Here is a 19664-nt window from a genome sequence, read left to right as displayed (position 1 = left end):
TCAGCAGCTCCTGACGTCCTGCGTGGGCAGCCATCCCATGCACGTCACCGGCGAGGACAGGTCACGGGCGAGATCTACCCCTGCGAGATCTACTCTTCGTCCAGCCACTTCTTCGCCAGGTGATCGGCTGAGATTCGCCGAATCGTGCCCGACTTCGACCGCAACACAACACTTGACGTGCGAATGATCGGGCCGAGGCGACGCACGCCCTGCACGAGACCACCGTCGGTGACGCCCGTCGCCACGAAGAATGTGTTGTCGCTGTTGACAAGCTCGTCTGCCTCGTAGACGTAATCCATCTTGAGACCCGCGTCGATGCCCTTCTGACGCTCGTCGTCGTCTTTCGGCGCCATCCGCCCCTGGATGAACCCGTTCAGGCCTTTGAGCGCACAGGCCGTGACGATGCCCTCGGGGCTGCCGCCGGTGCCGACGCACATATCGATGCGTGTTCCGTACAGCGCGGCGTTGATTCCGCCCGCGACGTCACCGTCGAGCATAAGTCGCGTGCCTGCCCCAGCAGCGCGGATGTCGTTGATCAGCTGCTCGTGGCGAGGACGATCCAGAACAGCGACCGTGAGGTCTTCGACCTTCTTGCCCTTGGCTGTCGCGAGTGCGCGCAGGTTCTCGCCAATGGGTTTGCGGATATCGACGACGCCGATCCCCTCTTCGCCCGTGACGATCTTGTCCATGTAGAACACACTCGACGCGTCGAGCATCGTTCCGCGATCAGAGACGGCGATGACGGACAATGCGTTCTGACGGCCTGCGGCCGTGAGGCTCGTGCCGTCGATCGGGTCGACGGCCATGTCGCAGTGCGGGCCCGAACCGTTGCCCACGGCCTCTCCGTTGAACAGCATCGGGGCTTCGTCTTTCTCCCCCTCGCCGATCACGACGCGGCCGTCGAAGTTGACGGTGCCCAGAAATGCGCGCATCGCATCGACGGCTGCTTTATCGGCGGCATTCTTGTCACCGCGACCGATGAAGGGGACGGCGCGGATCGCTGCCGCCTCGGTGGCGCGCACCAGTTCAAGTGCGAGGTTGCGGTCAGGGTGACGGAAGTGGGATGCGGAGTCAGTTGTGCTCACGATGTCCTCTGTTTTGGCGGTGATAACGAATTGGCCGGACGTCCACGCCACTATCAGCCTAACCGCGTCACTGTTCTGGCATGACCACATGAACAACTGTGCACGGGTGTGCACGGTGTCGCGCAGGTCACGTATGCCCCGAATCCCGTGCGTATTCAGAATCCTTCAGTGGCGCCAGAATCATTCGACGTTCTAGAGTCAGCGCGTGACCGGATGCCGCCAGGCGACGCGCCGCGGCTCGCCGCTCGCGTCGATCACCAGGCTGTGCACGGCGACCTCGCCCTGCTCGCGCGTCGGACCGTCGAGTCCAGCAGCGGCAGTGACCGCCGACAGCACGAAGACCCCCGGCTCGGCCGCGAGGTCGCCGAGGCGCAGAATGTCGCCATAGCGTTGGCCGACAGCATCCGCCTGGGCCTTCTCCCCGTCGGTCTGCGGAGCCAGGCGCCCCTGCATATGGCCGCCGAGCGCCGCGACGGGGACGGAGGTCAGCACCCCCTCGGGCGCTCCTCCGATACCAATGAGCATGTCGATGCCGTCGCCACGGGCCGCGCGCAGCGACTCCACGACGTCTCCGTCAGCGAACGGCACAGGCTCGGCACCAGCATCCGCAATCTCGGTGAGATATCGCCTGTTTCGCGGGCGATCCTGCACCGCCACCCGGAGCTTGCTGACCGGTCGGCCGAGCTCAGAGGCGAGGATCATCAGGTTCTCGGTCAGCGACCGTTCGAGCGAAAGTGTCGCTCCTGCCGCAGTGGTGACGAGCTTCTCCATGTAGAAGACGCGCCCGGGGTCGAACAGGCTCCCGCGCGGCGCAAGCGTCATGACAGCGACGGAGCCCGGGAGGTTCTGCGCGGCGAGCCGCGTGCCGTCGACGGGGTCAACGGCGACATCGACCTCCGGTCCACCGGCTCCCAGCTCTTCCCCCGTGTACAGCATCGGTGCCCGGTCCTTCTCGCCCTCGCCCACGACGATCCGCGCGCTCACCGGGACCTCTTCAAAAGCCAGGCGCATCGCCTGCACGGCCGCGTCGTCGACAGCGAGCTTGTCGCCCGAGCCGACATACGCGGATGCTGCGACGGCAGCCTGCTCTGTAATCCGGAGGAAATGGTCGTGCAGCGCCCGGTTGCTCGCCTCGAAGTTCATCTGCCCATCATCCCGCAGCGCGTCACGGGGTGCGAGGTGCTGCGCGGCATCAGTAAGCTGTGGGGGCAACCAAAGTCACGCCCCGCTAGGAGAAGTCATGCCCATTGCAACCCCGGAGCAGTACGCACAGATGCTCGACAACGCCAAGTCCAAGGGCTTTGCGTTCCCGGCGTTCAACGTCTCGAGCTCGCAGACCATTCACGCAGTGCTGCAAGGACTCACGGAGGCCGGTTCAGACGGCATCATCCAGGTGACGACGGGCGGCGCAGACTACTTCGCCGGGCACACCGTCAAGAACCGAGCGTCGGGCGCTCTCGCCTTCGCCAAGTTCGTTCATGAGATTGCCGACAACTACCCCATCACGGTCGCACTGCACACGGACCACTGCCCCAAGAACGCCCTCGACGACTTCGTCATGCCGCTCATCGCCGCGAGCGAAGAAGAGGTCAAGGCCGGTCGCAACCCAATCTTCCAGTCGCACATGTGGGACGGCTCGGCCGTGCCGCTCGACGAGAACATTCAGATCGCCGAAGACATGCTCAAGCGCACGAAGGCGATCAACGCCATCCTCGAGGTCGAGATCGGCGTCGTGGGCGGCGAAGAAGACGGCGTAAAGCACGAGGGCACCAACGAGGCTCTGTACACGACGGTCGGCGACGTCACCAAGGCTGTCGAGGCCCTCGGGCTCGGAGAGAACGGTCGTTACATCGCGGCGCTCACCTTCGGCAACGTGCACGGCGTGTACAAGCCGGGCAACGTCAAGCTGCGCCCGGAGCTGCTTGGCGAGATCCAGGCCGGCATCGCCGAGAAGTTCGGCACGGGAGCAAAGCCGCTCGACCTCGTCTTCCACGGCGGCTCCGGTTCGACGGATGCTGAGATCGCTGAGGCCGTGAACAACGGCGTCATCAAGATGAACGTCGACACCGACACCCAGTACGCGTTCACGCGGTCGATCGCCGGTTACATGTTCGAGAACTACGAGGGCGTTCTCAAGATCGATGGCGAGGTCGGCAACAAGAAGAAGTACGACCCGCGCGCCTGGGGCAAGGTGGCTGAGACGGCGATGGCCGCTCGCGTTGTCGAGTCGGCGGGCCACCTCGGTTCGAAAGGCAACTCGCTCACGATCTGAGTCGCTCGGGATTCACAGACGGCGGATGCTGTCGGGCCTCGCCCGACAGCATCCGCCGTTTTTTGTGTATACCACGTCGCGGAACGCAGCTTCGTCCCTCACCATCCCTCACCCACAGCTGAGACTCCACGATCGGCCCTTCTGCCGCACCTCGACAGGGGCCGATCGTGTCATCTCACTTTCCGGAACGACAACGGAGCATGCCGCGACAGCATTCCGCCCTCTCGTCAGACCGGGTGTCTCCGCACCCCGCATCCGCGCGCTGGCACGTGAGTTGCAGGGAATGGCTGTGAATTACCGCCTCATCGCGTCCGTGCCGCACGATCACCCACACAGACGCGTTACAGACGGTAGTTCTGAATCCGTCGGCGGTTCCCACAGCGGCCAGTTTCTGCACCTCACGTCAGCTGACTCGCGAATGTCCGGGCCTGCCAGCGACCCGGTCTGATTCCGCACTCGCGGTGGAAGAAAGCGGAGAAGACCGACGCATCGGCGAATCCAAGTGCAGCGGCGCATTGCGCTGCTGTCAGCCGATCGTGCGCGAGCAGGCGTTTCGCCTCGAGTATGACACGCTCCGTGATCACCGCCTTCGCTGTACGCCCTGTGGCCCGCACGCATGCGCGCGACAGCGTCCGCGCTGCATACCCGAGCCTGTGCGCATAGAAGCCGACGTCATGATGCGCGCGAAAGTTCTCCTCGACCGAGGCGCGGAACAGTTGATACGCAGAGTCACGTGGGCTGCTCGACGGAGCCGACGGTCCGAGCCTGGCGATCAGTGCGGACAGCAGGATCGTCGGGATTTCCGCCGCGGCTCCCCCTGCTTGCGACGAAGCTTCCACACGGAGGTGCTCAAGACCCGCGATGATGAATGGCCACGACTCGCCACTTGCCGTCCACGCGGCGTCGGCGTCGAACGTCACTGCACGCTCTCGAGTCGCGAATGAGACTGGTGCAGTTGGTGTGAACAGCACAAGCTCACCGCGCAGATCATCGATATCGGACCAGCGGTGAACTGCGCCGGGCGCGATCCACACGACAGATCGCGCCGAAAGGGCGTGGGTGGCGAAATCGATGTCGACCAGGCCATGCCCCGCCATAACGACAGCAACGACGACAAAGTCAGCTCTCTGGGTGCCGCCGTCGTTCGCCGCCCGGAGCGCATCGAACGTCATCATCTCTAGGGGAGCGGACGATCCGTCAACCGGATGGTAGGTCATCTGTTGAATCGTTGTCACTGGTCCAGTTTTCACCATTCCTTGTCCACAAGACCTACTGCCACGTCGCAAATATCGCTGTTGACTGTAAAGCACCAAGACCATAAAAAACAATCGATGGGAAGCCAGCGATGAACGCATCAATGACAAACGACTTACCGGTGTACGACCATGTGCACGGAACCGGACCAACACTGGTCTTCGTGCACTACTGGGGTGGCTCGGCTCGTACCTGGGCATCCGTCATCACCGGCCTCGGCGGACGCGACATCCTCACCATTGACTCCCGAGGATGGGGCAGGTCGAGCTCTCTCCCCGGTCCCTATTCGCTGCAGCAGCTCACGAACGACACGTTGAATGTCATCGCGGATGCCGAGATCGCCGACTACATGCTGGTGGGACATTCCATGGGTGGCAAGGTAGCCCAGCTCGTCGCGTCGGCGCATCCGAATGGCCTGCGCGGCATCGTACTCGTCGGCTCAGCGCCGGCCAGGCCGGCCGATGAGATCACGCCCGAACATCAGGAAGGACTTTCACACGCTTACGACAGCGACGAATCCGCTGCATGGGCACGCGACAACGTCCTCACCGCCACGTCCCTCGCTGACACTGTGAAGACGCAGATTGTGCAAGATTCCCGAAGCAGTGCCGCGGCTGCCGCGGCAGAATGGCCGCTCCACGGCATCGCCCAGGACATCAGCGCGGAGACCTCGCAAGCGACGGTTCCTGCCCTGGTCGTCACTGGCGAGTACGACCAGGTGGAGCCGACGGACGTGCTGCGCCGCAATCTGCTGCCCTACCTTGCGCACTCCGAGCTGATTGTTATTCCGCGTACCGGCCATCTCATCCCCCTGGAGGCTCCGACCGAACTGGTCTCGGTGATCGAGTCGTTCGCGAACAGTCTCTCGGCCGCATGACGCTGACCAAGCTCGCGAGTGTCGGGGAGTCCCCTGCCCTCGACGCAGATACGGTCCGCATTCGTCGCGAAAGGCGGTTCAGACGAATTGGCGACGTACACGAGATTGACCACCTGCTCGTCGTTAGTGCATTGCCCTCGGTATGCGTGTGGGCCTGGGCGCCTGGGGCTCTATCTCTCACCACAGGTGAGACTCCACGATCGGCCCTTCTGCCGCACCTCGACAGGGGCCGATCGTGTCTTCTCACGTTGCGGAGCGACAACGGAGCATGCCGCGACAGCATTCCGCCCTCTCGTCAGACCGGGTGTCCCCGCACCCCGCATCCGCGCGCTGGCACGTGAGTTGCAGAGAATGGCTGTGAATTACCGCCTCACTGCGTCCGTGCCGCACGATCACCCACACAGACGCGATGCAGAAGGCAGGTCTGACTCCGTCTGCGGTTCGCGTGGCGGCCAGCCCCGACACCTCATCAGGTCAACTGACCTGCAGATCAAACAACGGTCAGCCTGCTGTTCCCTGCGCGATGCCGTTCACGTACTGCATGAAGGCCGGGTCGTTCACCATCGCGACCGTCAGCAGAATGAGATAGACCAGGTTCGCGACGACGCCGATGACGAACGGGACCCACCACGTGGTCTTGCGCGCGGCGAGCCGCCGCAGCGACAGCAGAAGTGCGACGACCCAGAGACCGGCGTAGACGATCAGGATGACCCACCCGATCGTCGTGGCGAGCTCGGTGTTCGTGTACTCCCCCATGCCGAACTGTCCGTACGCCTGAGTGAGCATCTTCGGCAGCTGCAGCAGTGACGGCGCCGTCGACAGCACGCTGAAGAGACCGACGCCGAGCAGGATGTACGTCGAGAACCGATCAGTCCGGCGTCGGGCTTCGGCGACCGGATCGGTGTCTGCGGGTGCCGCCTGCTGGTTCTTCTGGTGATTCGGCCACTGATGGGGACGCTGGTCGGGTTCCTGCTCCGCGTTGCCGGCACGGTGGTCCGGGCGTGTGCCCTCGTTTCGCGTCCGGTCATCCGTGCGGACGCTGTCGTCGTGCTTCTCGATCGGAACTGACTCGTTATCATCGCTCGCCGGCACGCGGATCGCGGCGCGCTGCTGCTCGGGAGTCGCATACTCCCCGAACTGCGGACGCTTCCGCTTCTCATTCGCATACTCGCCGTATGCCGGGCGAGGGCGTTCGTCTGATTCGTTGTCACTCATAGGCTGTCAGCTGCGGGTGCGCCCACCAAGCGCACGCGCATCGCGATCTCCATTCACTGTCGTGCGAAGCTCTTTCGGCAGAGAGAACACGAGATCCTCTTCGGCCGTGGTGATCTGCTCGACATCGGCATAGCCCGCCTCGGCGAGCGCGAGCAGAACCTCGTCGACGAGCACCTCGGGAACCGATGCTCCGCTTGTCACTCCGACGGTGCGCACACCGTCAAACCACTCCTGCTGGAGTTCGTACGCGTAGTCGATGCGGTGCGCGGCCTGTGCGCCCTGCTCAAGCGCCACCTCAACGAGCCGCACCGAGTTCGACGAGTTCGCCGATCCGACGACGATGACCAGGTCAGCATCCGTCGCCACCTTCTTGATGGCGACCTGCCGGTTCTGGGTGGCGTAGCAGATGTCGTCACTCGGCGGATCCTGCAGGTTCGGGAATCGGGCACGCAGCCGGTCGACGGTCTGCATGGTCTCGTCGACAGACAGTGTCGTCTGCGACAGCCACACCACCTTGTCCGGGTCGCGCACCTCAACCGTGTCGGCCTCGTCCGGGCTGCCCACGAGCGTGACGTGGTCGGGTGCCTCCCCCGCAGTTCCCTCGACTTCTTCGTGACCGTCGTGACCGATCAGCAGAATCTCGTAGTCGTTGCGCGCGAATCGCACAGCCTCTTTGTGCACCTTGGTGACAAGGGGACACGTCGCGTCGATGGCCTGAAGCCCACGATCGGATGCCGCATTCACAACGGCCGGTGACACGCCGTGGGCGCTGAAGACGACGTGCGCGCCCGGCGGAACCTCATCGACCTCGTCGACGAAGATCGCGCCCTTCGTCTCGAGTTCGGTCACGACGTGGATGTTGTGCACGATCTGCTTGCGCACGTAGACGGGCGCCCCGTAGCGTTCAAGAGCCTTCTCAACGGCGATCACGGCACGATCGACCCCGGCGCAGTACCCCCGCGGTGCGGCCAGGAGCACCCGCTTGCTGCCGTCGACCGGGATATCCTTGAGCTTTGACGTAGCTCCGGGGACTCTCGGCATCGGAAGGTTGATTGTCACATCGCTCACACCCCCGATTCTAGGCGGCAGCGACTGAGGAAGGACCCAGAACATGGCGAACGCACCCGCGACGATGGAGAATCCGTGGCCGGTCGCCGAGCTCGGCCATAAGCTCCACGACTACATCGAGCGGCTCGGCACGGTCTGGATCGAAGGCGAGATCACCCAGTGGGGCGTCTCGGGCCGCAACGTCTACGGCAAGCTCAAGGACGTTTCTGCCGATGCGACGGTCAGCTTCACGATCTGGCAGTCCGTCCGGCAGAAAATCCCGGCCGATCTGAAGCAGGGCGACCGGGTCGTCGCCCTCGTCAAGGTCAACTTCTGGGTCAAGGGCGGCACGCTCACGGTGCAAGTTCTGCAGATGAAGCATGTCGGCCTCGGCGACCTCCTCGAGCGCCTGGAGCGCCTGCGCGCCCAGCTTACGTCCGAGGGACTCTTCGACCCGGCACGCAAAAAGAGACTGCCGTTCCTTCCCGACTGCGTGGGACTGGTCACGGGGAAAGACTCGGATGCTGAGAAGGACGTCCTGCGCAACGCGCAGCTGCGGTGGCCCGCCGTTGAGTTCCGCGTGCGCCACGCCGCTGTCCAGGGTGAGCGCACGGTAGCTGACGTTGTCGCGGCGATCGCTGAGCTGGACGCCGACCCGGAGGTCGACGTGATCATCGTCGCGCGCGGCGGTGGCGACTTCCAGAATCTCCTCGGGTTTTCTGACGAGGCCGTTGTGCGCGCGGCCGCCGCGTGCACCACACCGCTCGTCAGCGCCATCGGACACGAGGCCGACCGGCCGCTGCTCGACGATGTCGCCGATCTTCGCGCTTCGACGCCCACGGATGCTGCCAAACGCGTCGTCCCTGACGTCGCAGAGCAGCAGCTCATCATTCAGCAGGCGCGAGCACGCATCACCGGGCGCATGACGACGCTCATCACTCACGAGATCGGCCGGTTGGAGCAGCTGCGCTCGCGCCCCGCACTGGCCTCACACACCTGGATCATCGATCAGCGTGCCGAAGAGCTGACCCGCTATGTGGCGCGGGGGGCCGAGCTCGTTGACCGCAAGCTCGAGCGCGAGCAGAACCGGGTGAGCGAGCTGGCAGCATCCGTTCGGGCACTCTCACCGCAGCGCACGCTGGATCGTGGGTATGCCATCGCGCAGACAAGCGATGGCCGGGTCGCCCGCTCGACGGACGATGCTCCACACGGCACGTCGCTCACCCTCACCCTCGCAGATGGCGCGATCGCCGCCACGTCGGAGGGCCCGGCCGAACGATGAAGACGGCGCTACGCCGCGGTTAGGATGGAACCATGTCTTCTTCCCCCGATGTATCGACGTTGAGCTATGAGGACGCCCGCGACGAACTGGTGCGCGTGGTCGCCGAGCTCGAGCAGGGCGCGTCGACGCTCGAGCAGTCCTTGGCATTGTGGGAGCGCGGTGAGGCTCTTGCCGGGCGGTGCGAAGAGTGGCTGCTGGGAGCGAAGAAGCGCCTGGAGGCTGCCCGCGTCGCCCAGGCTGAGTCCGCGGAAGACGAATGAGCCCACGGAACAAGCCGCCTCGCGTCGTGGCGGAGCTCGGGCGCCCTGAGACGCCCGAAGAGACAGCGGCACGCAAAGACGAGAACTCGCGCAATTACCGCAAGCGCAAGACCGTCAACAACCTCGTGTATTCGCTGCTCGCCACGCTGGCTCTTGTTCTCGTGATCGTGCTCATCGTTCCCCGCTCTGAGACGTCGTTGCTTCCCGACGTTGATTTCCACTCCGCCGCGCAGGATGCCCAGTCGGCGCGCGACGAGGTGATCCTCGATCCAGAACTCCCGAGTGGCTGGACGAGCAATCAGGCCAAGCTGAACTCGGTCGAGGCGCCGCAGATCTCGTACTGGTACATCGGCCTCATCACACCGGATGAAGAGTTCGTCGGCATCAAACAGGGCTTTGACGCCGACGCCACGTGGATGGCCAGGCAACTGAACGACTCGCTTGCGGACACCACCGTCACGATCGACGGCGTTGAGTGGACGGTGTACGACAACCGGGATGGCAGCGGCCCCAGTGATCAGGGCAACGTCGAGTACGCGCTCGCAACGGAGTCTGGCACCAGCACCATTCTGATCTACGGCACAGCGACAGACGATGACATCCGCACCGTTGCGGAGGCCGTCGCCGAGCAGGTCAAGGCCAACGCATAGGCGATGAGAGGAAACAACTGATGCCACAGAAGCGACCAGGCAAAGCATGGGCTGAGATGATGCGCGGCAACGCGCGATTCGTGGCGGGTGAGCCGCGGCACCCGCGGCAGGACATCGGGCGCCGCGAGTCGCTCGCTGATGTCCAGCATCCTGACGTCGTACTGTTCGGCTGCTCTGACTCGCGCCTGGCCGCCGAGATCATCTTCGACAAGGGCCTGGGCGACCTCTTCGTCGTGCGCAATGCCGGGCAGGTCGTCTCGGACTCCGCGATCGGCTCGCTGGAGTATGCCGTGGGCATCCTCAACGTTCCGCTCTTCGTCGTGCTCGGACACGACGGCTGCGGTGCGGTCGCCGCTGCGATCAATTCGCTGAAACCGGATGCCGCTCCGCTGCCACCGGCGATCGACGGGCTCGTGCAGCAGATCGTCCCGTCGGTCCGCCAGGCTGCCGCGTCAGCATCCGTTCCCCCGGGAGAGGCTGATCCTTTCGAATCCGGCCGGCTGCACATCCGCCAGACCATCACCGACATTCTCGAACGGTCCGAGATGATCAGCGAGGCTGTGGCCGCGAACACGCTCGGAATCGTTGGCGCGAACTACAAGCTGGCCGAAGGCCGCGTCGTCGCCGATGCGATGGTGGGAATCTCCGAGCTGCCCGACGATTGACATGTGATGCGACAGGCATCCCCGAACACACAACCGCGCAGTGATGCGCAGACCATAGAGGAGGAATCCGTGGCCGACACCGAGTACCGCATCGAACACGACACGATGGGCGAAGTGCGCGTGCCCATAGGCGCGCTCTACGGCGCGCAGACGCAGCGTGCCGTGCAGAACTTCCCGATCTCAGGATCGGGTCTCGAGAGCGCCCAGATCGCCGCGCTGGCGCGCATCAAGAAGTCGGCGGCTCTGGCGAACAAGCAGCTGGGCGTGCTCGACGGCGACATCGCTGACGCCATCGCCTCGGCAGCAGACGAGGTGATTTCCGGCGCGCACGACGCGCAGTTCCCCGTCGACACCTATCAGACGGGGTCGGGAACGTCATCGAACATGAACATGAACGAAGTGCTCGCCACGCTCGCCACGCAGCGTCACGGCAGCACGGTTCACCCGAACGACCATGTGAACTGCTCGCAGTCGTCGAACGATGTCTTCCCCACCTCCGTGCACATCGCCGTGACTGGCGCGCTCATCGACGAGCTGGTCCCCGCCCTCGACCACCTCGCCGTCGCCCTCGAGGCGAAGGCCGAGCTGTGGAAGGACGCCGTGAAGTCCGGTCGCACGCACCTCATGGATGCGACGCCCGTGACCCTCGGCCAGGAGTTCGGTGGTTACGCCCGGCAGATCCGCCTGGGCATTGAGCGGGTGCGTTCTTCCCTGACACGTGTGGCCGAGGTGCCGCTGGGCGGCACGGCGACGGGGACGGGCATCAACACACCCACCGGATTCCCGCAGCTGGTGATCTCGCTGCTGCAGGACGAGACAGAGCTGCCGATCACCGAGGCCGAAGACCACTTCGAGGCACAGGCCAACCGCGACGGACTCGTGGAAAGCTCCGGTGCGCTGCGCTCGATCGCCGTGAGCCTCACCAAGATCTGCAACGACCTTCGGTGGATGGGATCCGGCCCCAACACGGGTCTCGGCGAACTGCACATCCCCGACCTTCAGCCCGGATCGTCGATCATGCCGGGGAAGGTCAACCCGGTCATCCCCGAAGCCGTGCTGATGGTGGCCGCACGGGTCATCGGCAACGATGCGACCATCGCCTGGGGCGGATCATCCGGAGCATTCGAGCTCAACGTGCAGATCCCGGTCATGGGAACGGCGCTCCTCGAGTCGATTCGTCTGCTCTCGAACGCGTCACGCGTCCTGGCAGACAAAACGATCAACGACCTCGAGGCGAACACCGAACGGGCCGCAGAGCTCGCGGGGATGTCGCCCTCGACGGTGACGCCGCTCAACAAGATCATCGGCTATGAAGCTGGGTCGAAGATCGCCAAGCACTCGGTTGCGAAGAGCATCACTGTGCGCGAGGCCGTCATCGACCTGGGCTACGTCGAGCGCGGCGAGATCACCGAGGAACAGCTGGATGCTGCTCTTGACCTGCTCTCGATGACGCACCCGAACTGAGCGAACACGTGCGGAGGGCGGAGCAGCTTCGGCTCTCCGCCCTCACTGCATGACGGCGCATGTGGCACTGCCGACGGGTGAGGCGCAGCAAGTGGCCGCCCGTGAGCATGGAACAACACTGGCGCACGTCCGCGTGGAACCGAGAGCAGAAGATCACGCGAGTGACAGACACGCGGCTGACCGTGTACGGAGCAGCGCGCAACCCTGCCTCACCTGCCTGGGACGCTGCGGCAGTCTCACCAGCGAGGGTGCACTGAGGCTTTGAACCGGGACGCATAGAGCGAAGTGACAGCATCCGTGTAGCGTTCCGGAAGCGCATCGAGTTCCCCCGCCGCAGCGTTCGCCCGTGCCTGTTCAACGGAACGTGCGCCCGGGATCACCGACGTGACGCCCGGCTGCTGCGCCACCCACGCGATCGCTGCCTGCGCCGGTGTCGCGTGTTCTGGAGCGAGCGCCGCAAGCTCCCCTGCCGCGCGCACCCCCTCCGCGTAGTCGACGCCTGAGAAGGTCTCGCCCACGTCGAAAGCCTCGCCGGCGCGATTGAAGTGTCGATGGTCTGTCGTGGCAAACTCGGTGTCTTCGGTGTAGCGCGCCGTGAGCAGGCCGGAGGCGAGAGGTACGCGCGCGATGATCCCCACCCCGGCTGTCTGCGCTGCGGGGACGACCTCGTCGAACGGCTTGAGGCGGAAGGCGTTGATGATGATCTGCACGGTCGCGGTGCCCGGTCGTGCAATTGCGGTGAGCGCCTGATCGCACGTCTCGACGCTGACGCCGTAGTGCACGATCGCACCGTCGTCGACGAGTGTGTCCAGCGCGTCGAACACCTCGTCACTGTGGAAAACGGCCGTCGGCGGGCAGTGCAACTGCACGAGGTCAAGCGTGTCCATGCCGAGGTTGCGGCGCGAACGATCCGTCCAGGCCCGAAAGTTCTCGAGCACGTAGTTCTCGGGAATCTGATCGGCTCGTCGCCCCATCTTCGTGGCGATTGTGAGTTCTGTGCCCGGATTCGCCGCGCGGAAGCGTCCGATCGACTTTTCGCTGCGTCCGTCGCCGTAGACGTCAGCGGTGTCGAAGAACGTGACGCCGGCCTCAGCTGACGCCTCGAGAACGGCACGCGCATCGGCGTCAGAGACGTCGCCCCAGTCGCCGCCCAATTGCCACGTGCCCAAGCCGACGGGTGACACGGGACGACCTGTGCGTCCTAAAGTTCGTTGTTCCATGCAACAAGTCTATGGGCCCCACCCGGCGGGCAGTGCGGGCAGTGCGGGCACGACAATGCCTAGCCAGAAACCCGCGAGCAGGAACGGGCCGAAGGGGATGCGGTGTGTCGCCGCCCGGTGCTGGGTCGCCATCGCCCAGGCACCGGCGATTGCACCGAAGAGAAAGGCAGCGGCACAGCCCACGATGACGGGCGTCAGACCGAACGAGCCCAGCAGGAGGCCGAGGATGCCGACCAGTTTGACGTCGCCCATTCCCATGCCGCCCAGCACGTGCATAAGCCCAAAGAAGACGACCGCTCCGGCACCGGCAATAATCGGCACGACCGTTGATTCTCCCGTGACGACCGTGTGAAGCCCGACGCTGATGATGGCGACCGGATAGCAGGGAAGCACGATCCGGTTGGGCAGCCGGTGTTCCGTGGTGTCGGCGACGACAAGCGGCCACGTTACCAGCGCAACAGCCGCGAGGCCCAGCAACAGCCAGCTCCAGCCGACGGCCAGGACGGTCATCGCCATGAGAGTGACGAACGTGGCCGCCACCGGCATCCACCGGGCCACCGGTTGTACGGCGTGCACGGTCTGGCCCTCGGTCATGCCAAGGACTCTAGTATCGGCATCGAGAGCGCGTAAAAGTTATCCACAGGGCGGGTCGGATGTGCAGCCTGTCCTGTGCCTCCCGCCCGGTGCCGAGCGGTACTGTGCTGTGCCCTACTCCGCTGCCGTACGCAGCTGAGCCGCGCTGCGCTGTGGGCTAGCCGATCTCGGTGCCCTCGAGAAGCTCGGTCACGAGCGCCGCGATCGCACTGCGTTCGGATCGCGTGAGCGTGACGTGTCCGAAGAGCGATTGACCCTTGAGCGTCTCGATCACCGAGGCGACACCGTCATGCCGTCCGACCCGGAGGTTATCGCGCTGTGCAACATCGTGGGTGAGTACAACGCGTGAGTTCTGCCCGATTCGTGAGAGAACCGTCAGAAGCACGTTCCGCTCGAGCGATTGCGCTTCGTCAACGATGACGAAGGCATCGTGGAGCGAGCGCCCCCGGATGTGCGTGAGCGGCAGCACCTCGATGAGTCCGCGCTCAATCACCTCGTCGACGACGTTCTGCGAAACGACCGAGCCGAGCGTGTCGTAGACGGCCTGGCCCCAGGGGTTCATCTTGTCGCCCTGGTCACCGGGAAGGTATCCGAGTTCCTGACCGCCGACGGCGTACAGCGGGCGGAATACCATAATCCGGCGGTGCATCTGCCGTTCGAGAACCGCCTCGAGGCCTGCGCAGAGCGCGAGAGCAGACTTCCCTGTTCCGGCTCGCCCTCCCATCGAAACGATCCCGACGCTCGGGTCGAGAAGCAAGTCAATGGCGATGCGCTGCTCGGCCGAGCGGCCACGCAGACCGAAAACCTCACGGTCTCCGTTGATCAGCCGGGCGCTGCCGTCTGACGAAATCCGCCCAAGCGCGGATCCGCGTTCGGAGTGGATGACCAGACCGGTGTTCACCGGCAGACCGTCAGTGTGTTCGCCCGGCAGCGTCTCGGTCTCGTACAGCGTCGCCATGTCGTCGGCTCCGACGTGAACCTGCGCCAGGCCTGTCCAGCTCTCATCCACGGCAAGTTCGGCACGATACTCTTCGGCCGCGAGCCCGATTGACGACGCTTTGACGCGCATCGGAAGGTCCTTCGACACGACGGTGACGGCGAGCCCGTCATTGGCCAGGTTCTGCGCGACGGCCAGTATCCGCGAGTCGTTGTCCCCCAGCTGCAGTCCGCTCGGCAAAACCGTCATGTTGCTGTGGTTGAGTTCCACGCGGAGGCTTCCGCCGTCCCCGACGGGAACGGCGAAGTCGAGCCTCCCGTTCTTCACTCGCAGGTCATCGAGCAGCCGCAGAGCCTGACGGGCGAAATACCCGATCTCGGGGTCATGCCGCTTCTTCTCGAGTTCACCGACAACGACGACGGGGATCACCACAGAGTGCTCGGCAAAGCGGAACATGGCCCGTGGATCAGACAGCAGAACCGACGTGTCGAGCACGTACGTCCGTTCGGCCTGAAGAAGCGAGGAATCGCTCGAGGGTAGCGAATGCGCATGGCCCTCTGTCGACGGTGTCATCTGCGTGGTATCGCTGGCAGTCACGTCCGGCTCCAACCCCGAGCGAATCCGCTCGGCTCACATGGCGAGTCGTCCGGGCCCGTGGTTCGAGTCGATCTCCCGGCCGGCTCGATCAGGTAATGCACCTGATATGCCCGACGCTACGACTCGGCGACGACAATTCAGCCTCGCCACGCCGAAACGGCCGCTGTCGGCGCGATGAACATCAGGAGGCGATCGATGACCGATAGACCAACAGAGCCTGTCTCAGCATCCGGAATGTCGAATCGGAGGTGCCCGCGTGGATGCTGAAGCGCACAGTGCCCAGACGGGACGTCGTCGTCAGCCCGGTGTTGTGCAAGGCTGCGCCCAAGGGCCCCAACCGCCCCTCGTCTGGCCGGACGACGACAATGCCGGACTGTTCGTCCCGTGTGCGAGACGAGACGAGGGGAAGATCGGCGCCGTCGAGCATTTCGATGACTTCGTCAGCGCGGTCGAGTACCGCATTCTCGATGGCGTCGGTGCCGACAGCGTTTACCTCCTCGATCGCGGATGCAAGGAGCGCCTCAGCCAGGAAGTCCGGATTCGATTCCGTGAACGCCGTCGCGGCCGCGCGTGACGGTGAGGGAACGTGCCCCCACGGCTCGTACTCGTCTGTACCCGTATACCCGGAGATCACCGGGTCGAGACGTTCAAGTGCCCGGTCGCTGAACGAGAGAAATCCCGTCCCCCACCCGGCGCGCAGCCATTTCTGACCGCCCGTGGCAACGACGTCGGCTGCCGCGTAATCGGCGTCGATGACGCCGGCTCCCTGGATGGCATCGACGATCAGCAGGCGGTCGCCGATGGTCTCACGGATGCGGGTGAGGTCGGCGCGGTATCCGGTTCGGGCGTCGACGAGTGACACGGCGACGACCGTGACGTCATCGCTCAGCGCCTGTGAGAGTGCGCGTGGTGTGACGCGACCGTCGGCGACGTCGAGCCAGGTGATCGACAGCCGGTCGAGAGCGCTCTGCGCTCGGACGGCGGCGACGGGAAGACTCGGAAACTCGTCTCGCGACATCAGGATGTGTCCGTTCAGCCCGAACAGCACACGTAGCAGGCCGGTGCTCGTGCTCGGCACGGCGATGACGTTTCCGGCATCGTGGCCCGTCATGGCGCTGACGGCACTGGCCAGTCGCTCATCGTGACTCGTCGTGCGTTCCCCCGCGCCGAACCTCATGCGCGAGAGGCTGTCGTATTCAGCGAGTGCCTCGGCGCGCACTGTCGACGAGACCGGACCAATGGACGCGTAGTTCAGGTAGCCGGGATCCTCGAGGAATGTCTCGCGAAAAGCGTCAATCGTTGTCATGTCAGCCCCCGAAACGCCGGCTTCTGCCGACATAGTCACGCAGTGCGCGCAGGAAGTCGACCTCACGCAGGTCCGGGCCCAGCGCCTCAACGAAGTAGAACTCGCTGTGCGCGCTCTGCCACAGCATGAAGTCAGACAGCCGCTGCTCCCCCGACGTCCGGATCACCAGGTCGGGGTCCGGCTGTCCTCCCGTATACAGGTGCTCGCCGATCATATCCGGCGTGAGCATCTTCGCGAGCTCCTCGAGGCTGCGCCCCTCGAGTTCGTGCTCACGGACGATCTGGCGCATCGCATCCACGATCTCGGTACGGCCCCCGTACCCGACGGCCAGGTTGATGTGGAGGCCCTTTTTGCCTTCGGTGCGGTGCTCGGCGGCTTCGAGAACCTCGGTGAGCCGTGTCGGAAGGCAGTCGGCGTTCCCCACATGCTTGATGCGCCAGTCACGGAATCGCGACACGTCGTCGGCCAGGTCAGCGATGATCTCGAGCAGATCGTCGATCTCGTCGCTCGCGCGGTGGGCGAGGTTGTCGGCAGACAGCAGATACAGGGTGACCACGTTGATGCCGAGGTCATCGCACCAGGTGAGGAATTCCCGCATCTTGGCGGCACCGGCTCGATGCCCGTGTGCCGCTGTCGTGTAGCCGAGCTGCTTGGCCCAGCGGCGATTCCCGTCGATGATCATCCCCACGTGATGCGGCATCATCTGTGGGTTCAAGGCACGGCGAAGTCGCTTCTGGTACAGGTTGTACAGCAACCCGCGCCCCATCGTTTCCGTCGCGATCCTCACACGAATACGTTAGTGCACGTCGAGACACACCCCACACAGCCGCCTGCCGTACTCTTGATTCATGACGCGTCGCGCTTCCCCCGAGCCCCCCGGCCAAGCGGGACCTGATCTGCCCCGCATCCCGCTGATCGAGGATGCTGCAGCGCACCATGTCGAGGCGAAGCCCCGATGGCGTGGCTGGATCCACGTGGGCACCTTCCCTGTCGCCCTCGCCGCGGGCATCGTGCTCATCACTCTGGCCGACGGCGCTGTAGCGAAGTGGTCAAGCGCTGTTTTCATGACGACGTCGCTGCTGCTTTTCGGAATCTCGGCGCTCTACCACCGCATCCCGTGGAAGCCGAAGACACGCATGGTCTTCCGCCGCCTCGACCACGCGAACATCTTTCTGCTGATCGCCGGCACGTACACGCCGATCGCCGCCGTTGCACTGCCGCGCGACACGGGAATTCTGCTTCTCGTGATCGTCTGGGCCGGAGCCCTGCTCGGCATCGGATTCCGCGTCTTCTGGACGAGCGCGCCACGATGGCTGTACGTTCCGCTGTACCTCGCGCTCGGCTGGGCCGCTGTCGCGTACATCGTCGACATTGCCCACGCGAACTTTGCCACAATGGTGCTCGTCATCGCCGGCGGGCTGCTCTACACGGGCGGTGCCGTCGTCTACGGCATCAAGCGCCCCAATCCGTGGCCCGAAAACTTCGGGTTCCACGAGATCTTCCACGTCTGCACCGTGCTGGCATTCCTCTGCCACTGGACCGGGATCCTCCTGATCACGATCCACCCGCTTTACGGCTGAGAGTCGTCACTCCGAGTCGTTGGTTCCCCGAGGATCATCACGATCCTGCGTGCGGTCTGTGCCACCGTCCGGAGATTCGGCGTCGCTCTGCTGCCCCACGTCGCCGTGGTCCCCCGTGCCGTCCCGAGGTTCGGCGTCATGCCGCTGCCCAGGATCACCCGCGTTCCCCGGGTTCCCGGCATGATCCGGATGCTGTGAGCCGCCGTTTTCCGCAGCGTGTTCGCGTTCTTCGGCATCCAGTTGCTCGTTGACCTGCGCCCGGTAGTTGACGCGCCGGACACGACGCACCATGTCAAGGATCAGCAGAACAACGAGAACGGCGACGACGAAGATCGCAATGAAGCCGATCACCCCGGGGGTCACGGCGTTCGGGTCAAGATCGGACGACGGCGTGGGCGTGGGCGTCGACTCTGATCTCCATAAAATGTGCGCGATCACCGGTCGTCCTCGATTCCCGCGAAGAAGTCGTGCTCGTCCTCGGGCGTGTCCAGGCGCGTGCGCGCCAGTTCGTAGTCCTCATACGGCCAGGCCGCGCGCTGCAGGTCGTTCGACCAGAAGAAGAACGGGCTGTCCGCGGGAACCTGCGATGCATGTGAGCGCAGCGCAGCATCCCGTGTCTCGAAGAAATCGCCACAGGGAATGTGCGTCGTCGTGCGGTCCTCGGTGCCGCTGCGCTCTTCACGCCAGCTCAGCATCTCGCCCAGCCGCTCGGCCAGAGGATCGTCGGGCGTCGTCGCCAACAGCATGTCGTAGTTCGCCTTGACGCGGGCGAAGTTGAAGATGTGGTCGTAGTACAGCTTTGACACGGACCACGGCTCACCAGCATCCGGGTAGCGGGCGGGGTCGGCCGCCGCCTCGAAAGCCTCCATCGACACCTCGTGGCAACGGATGTGGTCGGGATGCGGGTAGCCACCGTTCTCGTCGTACGTGATCATCACGTGAGGCCGGAACTCACGAATCACCCGCACGAGAACACCGGCGGAAATGTGCAGGGGAATCGCGGCGAACGAGCGCGCTGGCGCTGTGCCGTCATCGTTCGGCATGCCCGAATCGTGGTAGCCAAGCCACCGGTGCTGTGTGTCGAGAACCTCACGCGCGGCGGCCATCTCGAAGCGACGGTAGCCCGCCATGTCGCGCTCGATCATCGCGACGTCGGCGAGCGCGGGATTCAGAAGATCGCCGCCCTCGCCTCCCGTGCAACTGACGACCATGGTCTCGACGCCGCGCGCCCGATAGGCGGCGAGCGTCGCGGATCCCTTCGAAGATTCGTCATCCGGATGCGCGTGCACGGTGAGGAGACGATACGTCACGTGGCCTGCTTTCAGGTGGGAGCGAATAACCTAGTAACAAGAGTAATCG

Annotated in this window: 20 protein-coding genes; 8 read left to right on the top strand and 12 right to left on the bottom strand. The window is 64.6% G+C overall.

Annotated elements, in window-relative coordinates:
* Positions 1-89: 89 nt before the first annotated feature.
* The gene (gene glpX / locus OK352_RS06870) at positions 90-1085 is read right to left on the bottom strand and encodes a class II fructose-bisphosphatase (RefSeq protein WP_265140700.1); all 996 of its coding nucleotides are present in this window, start codon (positions 1083-1085) and stop codon (positions 90-92) included.
* A 198-nt stretch (positions 1086-1283) separates the two neighbouring features.
* A complete protein-coding gene (locus tag OK352_RS06865; RefSeq protein WP_265140699.1) occupies positions 1284-2228 on the bottom strand; it encodes a fructose-bisphosphatase class II family protein in 945 nt (314 codons plus the stop codon).
* Between the two features lie 97 nt (positions 2229-2325).
* Here OK352_RS06865 and fbaA point away from each other — a divergent pair, with 97 nt between their 5' ends.
* Entirely contained in the window at positions 2326-3357 is a 1032-nt protein-coding gene (gene fbaA, locus OK352_RS06860) for a class II fructose-bisphosphate aldolase (protein WP_265140698.1), read from the top strand.
* Positions 3358-3755: 398 nt separating this feature from the next.
* Here the strand turns inward: fbaA and OK352_RS06855 are convergent, their stop codons facing one another.
* The gene (locus OK352_RS06855; RefSeq protein WP_265140697.1) at positions 3756-4592 is read right to left on the bottom strand and encodes an AraC family transcriptional regulator; all 837 of its coding nucleotides are present in this window, start codon (positions 4590-4592) and stop codon (positions 3756-3758) included.
* Positions 4593-4714: 122 nt separating this feature from the next.
* On the opposite strand from OK352_RS06855, the gene OK352_RS06850 reads away from it, so the two are divergent.
* The gene (locus tag OK352_RS06850) at positions 4715-5488 is read left to right on the top strand and encodes an alpha/beta fold hydrolase (protein WP_265140696.1); all 774 of its coding nucleotides are present in this window, start codon (positions 4715-4717) and stop codon (positions 5486-5488) included.
* A 501-nt stretch (positions 5489-5989) separates the two neighbouring features.
* On the opposite strand, the gene OK352_RS06845 is transcribed toward OK352_RS06850, so the two are convergent.
* Together OK352_RS06845 and OK352_RS06840 are read right to left on the bottom strand one after the other, a co-directional pair.
* Complete coding sequence (locus tag OK352_RS06845) at positions 5990-6703, bottom strand: DUF6264 family protein (RefSeq protein WP_265140695.1); 714 nt, start codon at positions 6701-6703, stop codon at positions 5990-5992.
* Between the two features lie 6 nt (positions 6704-6709).
* Positions 6710-7744: a 4-hydroxy-3-methylbut-2-enyl diphosphate reductase gene (locus OK352_RS06840; RefSeq protein WP_265140845.1), complete on the bottom strand. Its 1035-nt coding sequence runs from the start codon at positions 7742-7744 to the stop codon at positions 6710-6712.
* Between the two features lie 70 nt (positions 7745-7814).
* Here OK352_RS06840 and xseA point away from each other — a divergent pair, with 70 nt between their 5' ends.
* The 5 genes from xseA to OK352_RS06815 all read left to right on the top strand — a co-directional run bounded on the left by xseA (position 7815) and on the right by OK352_RS06815 (position 12071).
* A complete protein-coding gene (gene xseA, locus OK352_RS06835) occupies positions 7815-9032 on the top strand; it encodes an exodeoxyribonuclease VII large subunit (protein ID WP_265140694.1) in 1218 nt (405 codons plus the stop codon).
* Positions 9033-9064: 32 nt separating this feature from the next.
* Positions 9065-9292 (top strand): exodeoxyribonuclease VII small subunit, encoded by a 228-nt coding sequence (locus tag OK352_RS06830; protein WP_265140693.1) that lies wholly within the window; start codon positions 9065-9067, stop codon positions 9290-9292.
* Positions 9289-9942, top strand: coding sequence for a DUF4245 domain-containing protein (locus OK352_RS06825; RefSeq protein ID WP_265140692.1), 654 nt, complete (start codon positions 9289-9291; stop codon positions 9940-9942). Before OK352_RS06830 ends, OK352_RS06825 begins: the two co-directional genes overlap by 4 nt.
* A 20-nt stretch (positions 9943-9962) precedes the next feature.
* On the top strand, positions 9963-10607 hold the full coding sequence (locus OK352_RS06820) for a carbonic anhydrase (protein ID WP_265140691.1): 645 nt from the start codon (positions 9963-9965) through the stop codon (positions 10605-10607).
* A gap of 69 nt (positions 10608-10676) precedes the next feature.
* Complete coding sequence (locus tag OK352_RS06815) at positions 10677-12071, top strand: class II fumarate hydratase (protein ID WP_265140690.1); 1395 nt, start codon at positions 10677-10679, stop codon at positions 12069-12071.
* A gap of 236 nt (positions 12072-12307) precedes the next feature.
* Here OK352_RS06815 and OK352_RS06810 read toward each other — a convergent pair whose 3' ends face one another.
* The 5 genes from OK352_RS06810 to OK352_RS06790 form a co-directional block, all read right to left on the bottom strand.
* Positions 12308-13291, bottom strand: a complete 984-nt coding sequence (locus tag OK352_RS06810) for an aldo/keto reductase (RefSeq protein WP_265140689.1) — start codon at positions 13289-13291, stop codon at positions 12308-12310.
* A 9-nt stretch (positions 13292-13300) separates the two neighbouring features.
* Complete coding sequence (locus tag OK352_RS06805) at positions 13301-13885, bottom strand: prepilin peptidase (protein ID WP_265140688.1); 585 nt, start codon at positions 13883-13885, stop codon at positions 13301-13303.
* A 157-nt stretch (positions 13886-14042) separates the two neighbouring features.
* The gene (locus OK352_RS06800; protein WP_265140844.1) at positions 14043-15395 is read right to left on the bottom strand and encodes a PhoH family protein; all 1353 of its coding nucleotides are present in this window, start codon (positions 15393-15395) and stop codon (positions 14043-14045) included.
* A gap of 205 nt (positions 15396-15600) precedes the next feature.
* Entirely contained in the window at positions 15601-16725 is a 1125-nt protein-coding gene (locus OK352_RS06795; protein ID WP_265140687.1) for an aminotransferase class V-fold PLP-dependent enzyme, read from the bottom strand.
* 1 nt (position 16726) lies between these two features.
* On the bottom strand, positions 16727-17491 hold the full coding sequence (locus tag OK352_RS06790; RefSeq protein ID WP_265140843.1) for an isoprenyl transferase: 765 nt from the start codon (positions 17489-17491) through the stop codon (positions 16727-16729).
* 82 nt (positions 17492-17573) lie between these two features.
* On the opposite strand from OK352_RS06790, the gene OK352_RS06785 reads away from it, so the two are divergent.
* Positions 17574-18305, top strand: coding sequence for a PAQR family membrane homeostasis protein TrhA (locus OK352_RS06785; protein WP_265140686.1), 732 nt, complete (start codon positions 17574-17576; stop codon positions 18303-18305).
* 6 nt (positions 18306-18311) lie between these two features.
* Here OK352_RS06785 and OK352_RS06780 read toward each other — a convergent pair whose 3' ends face one another.
* Both OK352_RS06780 and mca read right to left on the bottom strand, forming a co-directional pair.
* The gene (locus OK352_RS06780) at positions 18312-18743 is read right to left on the bottom strand and encodes a hypothetical protein (RefSeq protein ID WP_265140685.1); all 432 of its coding nucleotides are present in this window, start codon (positions 18741-18743) and stop codon (positions 18312-18314) included.
* Complete coding sequence (gene mca, locus OK352_RS06775; protein ID WP_265140684.1) at positions 18740-19615, bottom strand: mycothiol conjugate amidase Mca; 876 nt, start codon at positions 19613-19615, stop codon at positions 18740-18742. Before mca ends, OK352_RS06780 begins: the two co-directional genes overlap by 4 nt.
* Positions 19616-19664: the final 49 nt, after the last annotated feature.

This window comes from Microbacterium sp. MPKO10 (genome assembly GCF_026107415.2).
Lineage (GTDB): Bacteria > Actinomycetota > Actinomycetes > Actinomycetales > Microbacteriaceae > Paramicrobacterium.
Note: the sequence above shows the minus strand (reverse complement) of the source record. Positions and strands in the feature narration are given on the sequence as shown.

Bases quoted from the DNA above. Each gene is read 5' to 3' on its own strand.
- OK352_RS06865 (WP_265140699.1), bottom strand. From the start codon at position 2,228: ATGAACTTCGAGGCGAGCAACCGGGCGCTGCACGACCATTTCCTCCGG.
- fbaA (WP_265140698.1), top strand. From the start codon at position 2,326: ATGCCCATTGCAACCCCGGAGCAGTACGCACAGATGCTCGACAACGCC.
- OK352_RS06850 (WP_265140696.1), top strand. From the start codon at position 4,715: ATGACAAACGACTTACCGGTGTACGACCATGTGCACGGAACCGGACCA.
- OK352_RS06845 (WP_265140695.1), bottom strand. From the start codon at position 6,703: ATGAGTGACAACGAATCAGACGAACGCCCTCGCCCGGCATACGGCGAG.
- OK352_RS06840 (WP_265140845.1), bottom strand. From the start codon at position 7,744: ATGCCGAGAGTCCCCGGAGCTACGTCAAAGCTCAAGGATATCCCGGTC.
- xseA (WP_265140694.1), top strand. From the start codon at position 7,815: ATGGCGAACGCACCCGCGACGATGGAGAATCCGTGGCCGGTCGCCGAG.
- OK352_RS06830 (WP_265140693.1), top strand. From the start codon at position 9,065: ATGTCTTCTTCCCCCGATGTATCGACGTTGAGCTATGAGGACGCCCGC.
- OK352_RS06825 (WP_265140692.1), top strand. From the start codon at position 9,289: ATGAGCCCACGGAACAAGCCGCCTCGCGTCGTGGCGGAGCTCGGGCGC.
- OK352_RS06820 (WP_265140691.1), top strand. From the start codon at position 9,963: ATGCCACAGAAGCGACCAGGCAAAGCATGGGCTGAGATGATGCGCGGC.
- OK352_RS06810 (WP_265140689.1), bottom strand. From the start codon at position 13,291: ATGGAACAACGAACTTTAGGACGCACAGGTCGTCCCGTGTCACCCGTC.
- OK352_RS06805 (WP_265140688.1), bottom strand. From the start codon at position 13,885: ATGACCGAGGGCCAGACCGTGCACGCCGTACAACCGGTGGCCCGGTGG.
- OK352_RS06800 (WP_265140844.1), bottom strand. From the start codon at position 15,395: ATGACACCGTCGACAGAGGGCCATGCGCATTCGCTACCCTCGAGCGAT.
- OK352_RS06795 (WP_265140687.1), bottom strand. From the start codon at position 16,725: ATGACAACGATTGACGCTTTTCGCGAGACATTCCTCGAGGATCCCGGC.
- OK352_RS06790 (WP_265140843.1), bottom strand. From the start codon at position 17,491: ATGGGGCGCGGGTTGCTGTACAACCTGTACCAGAAGCGACTTCGCCGT.
- OK352_RS06785 (WP_265140686.1), top strand. From the start codon at position 17,574: ATGACGCGTCGCGCTTCCCCCGAGCCCCCCGGCCAAGCGGGACCTGAT.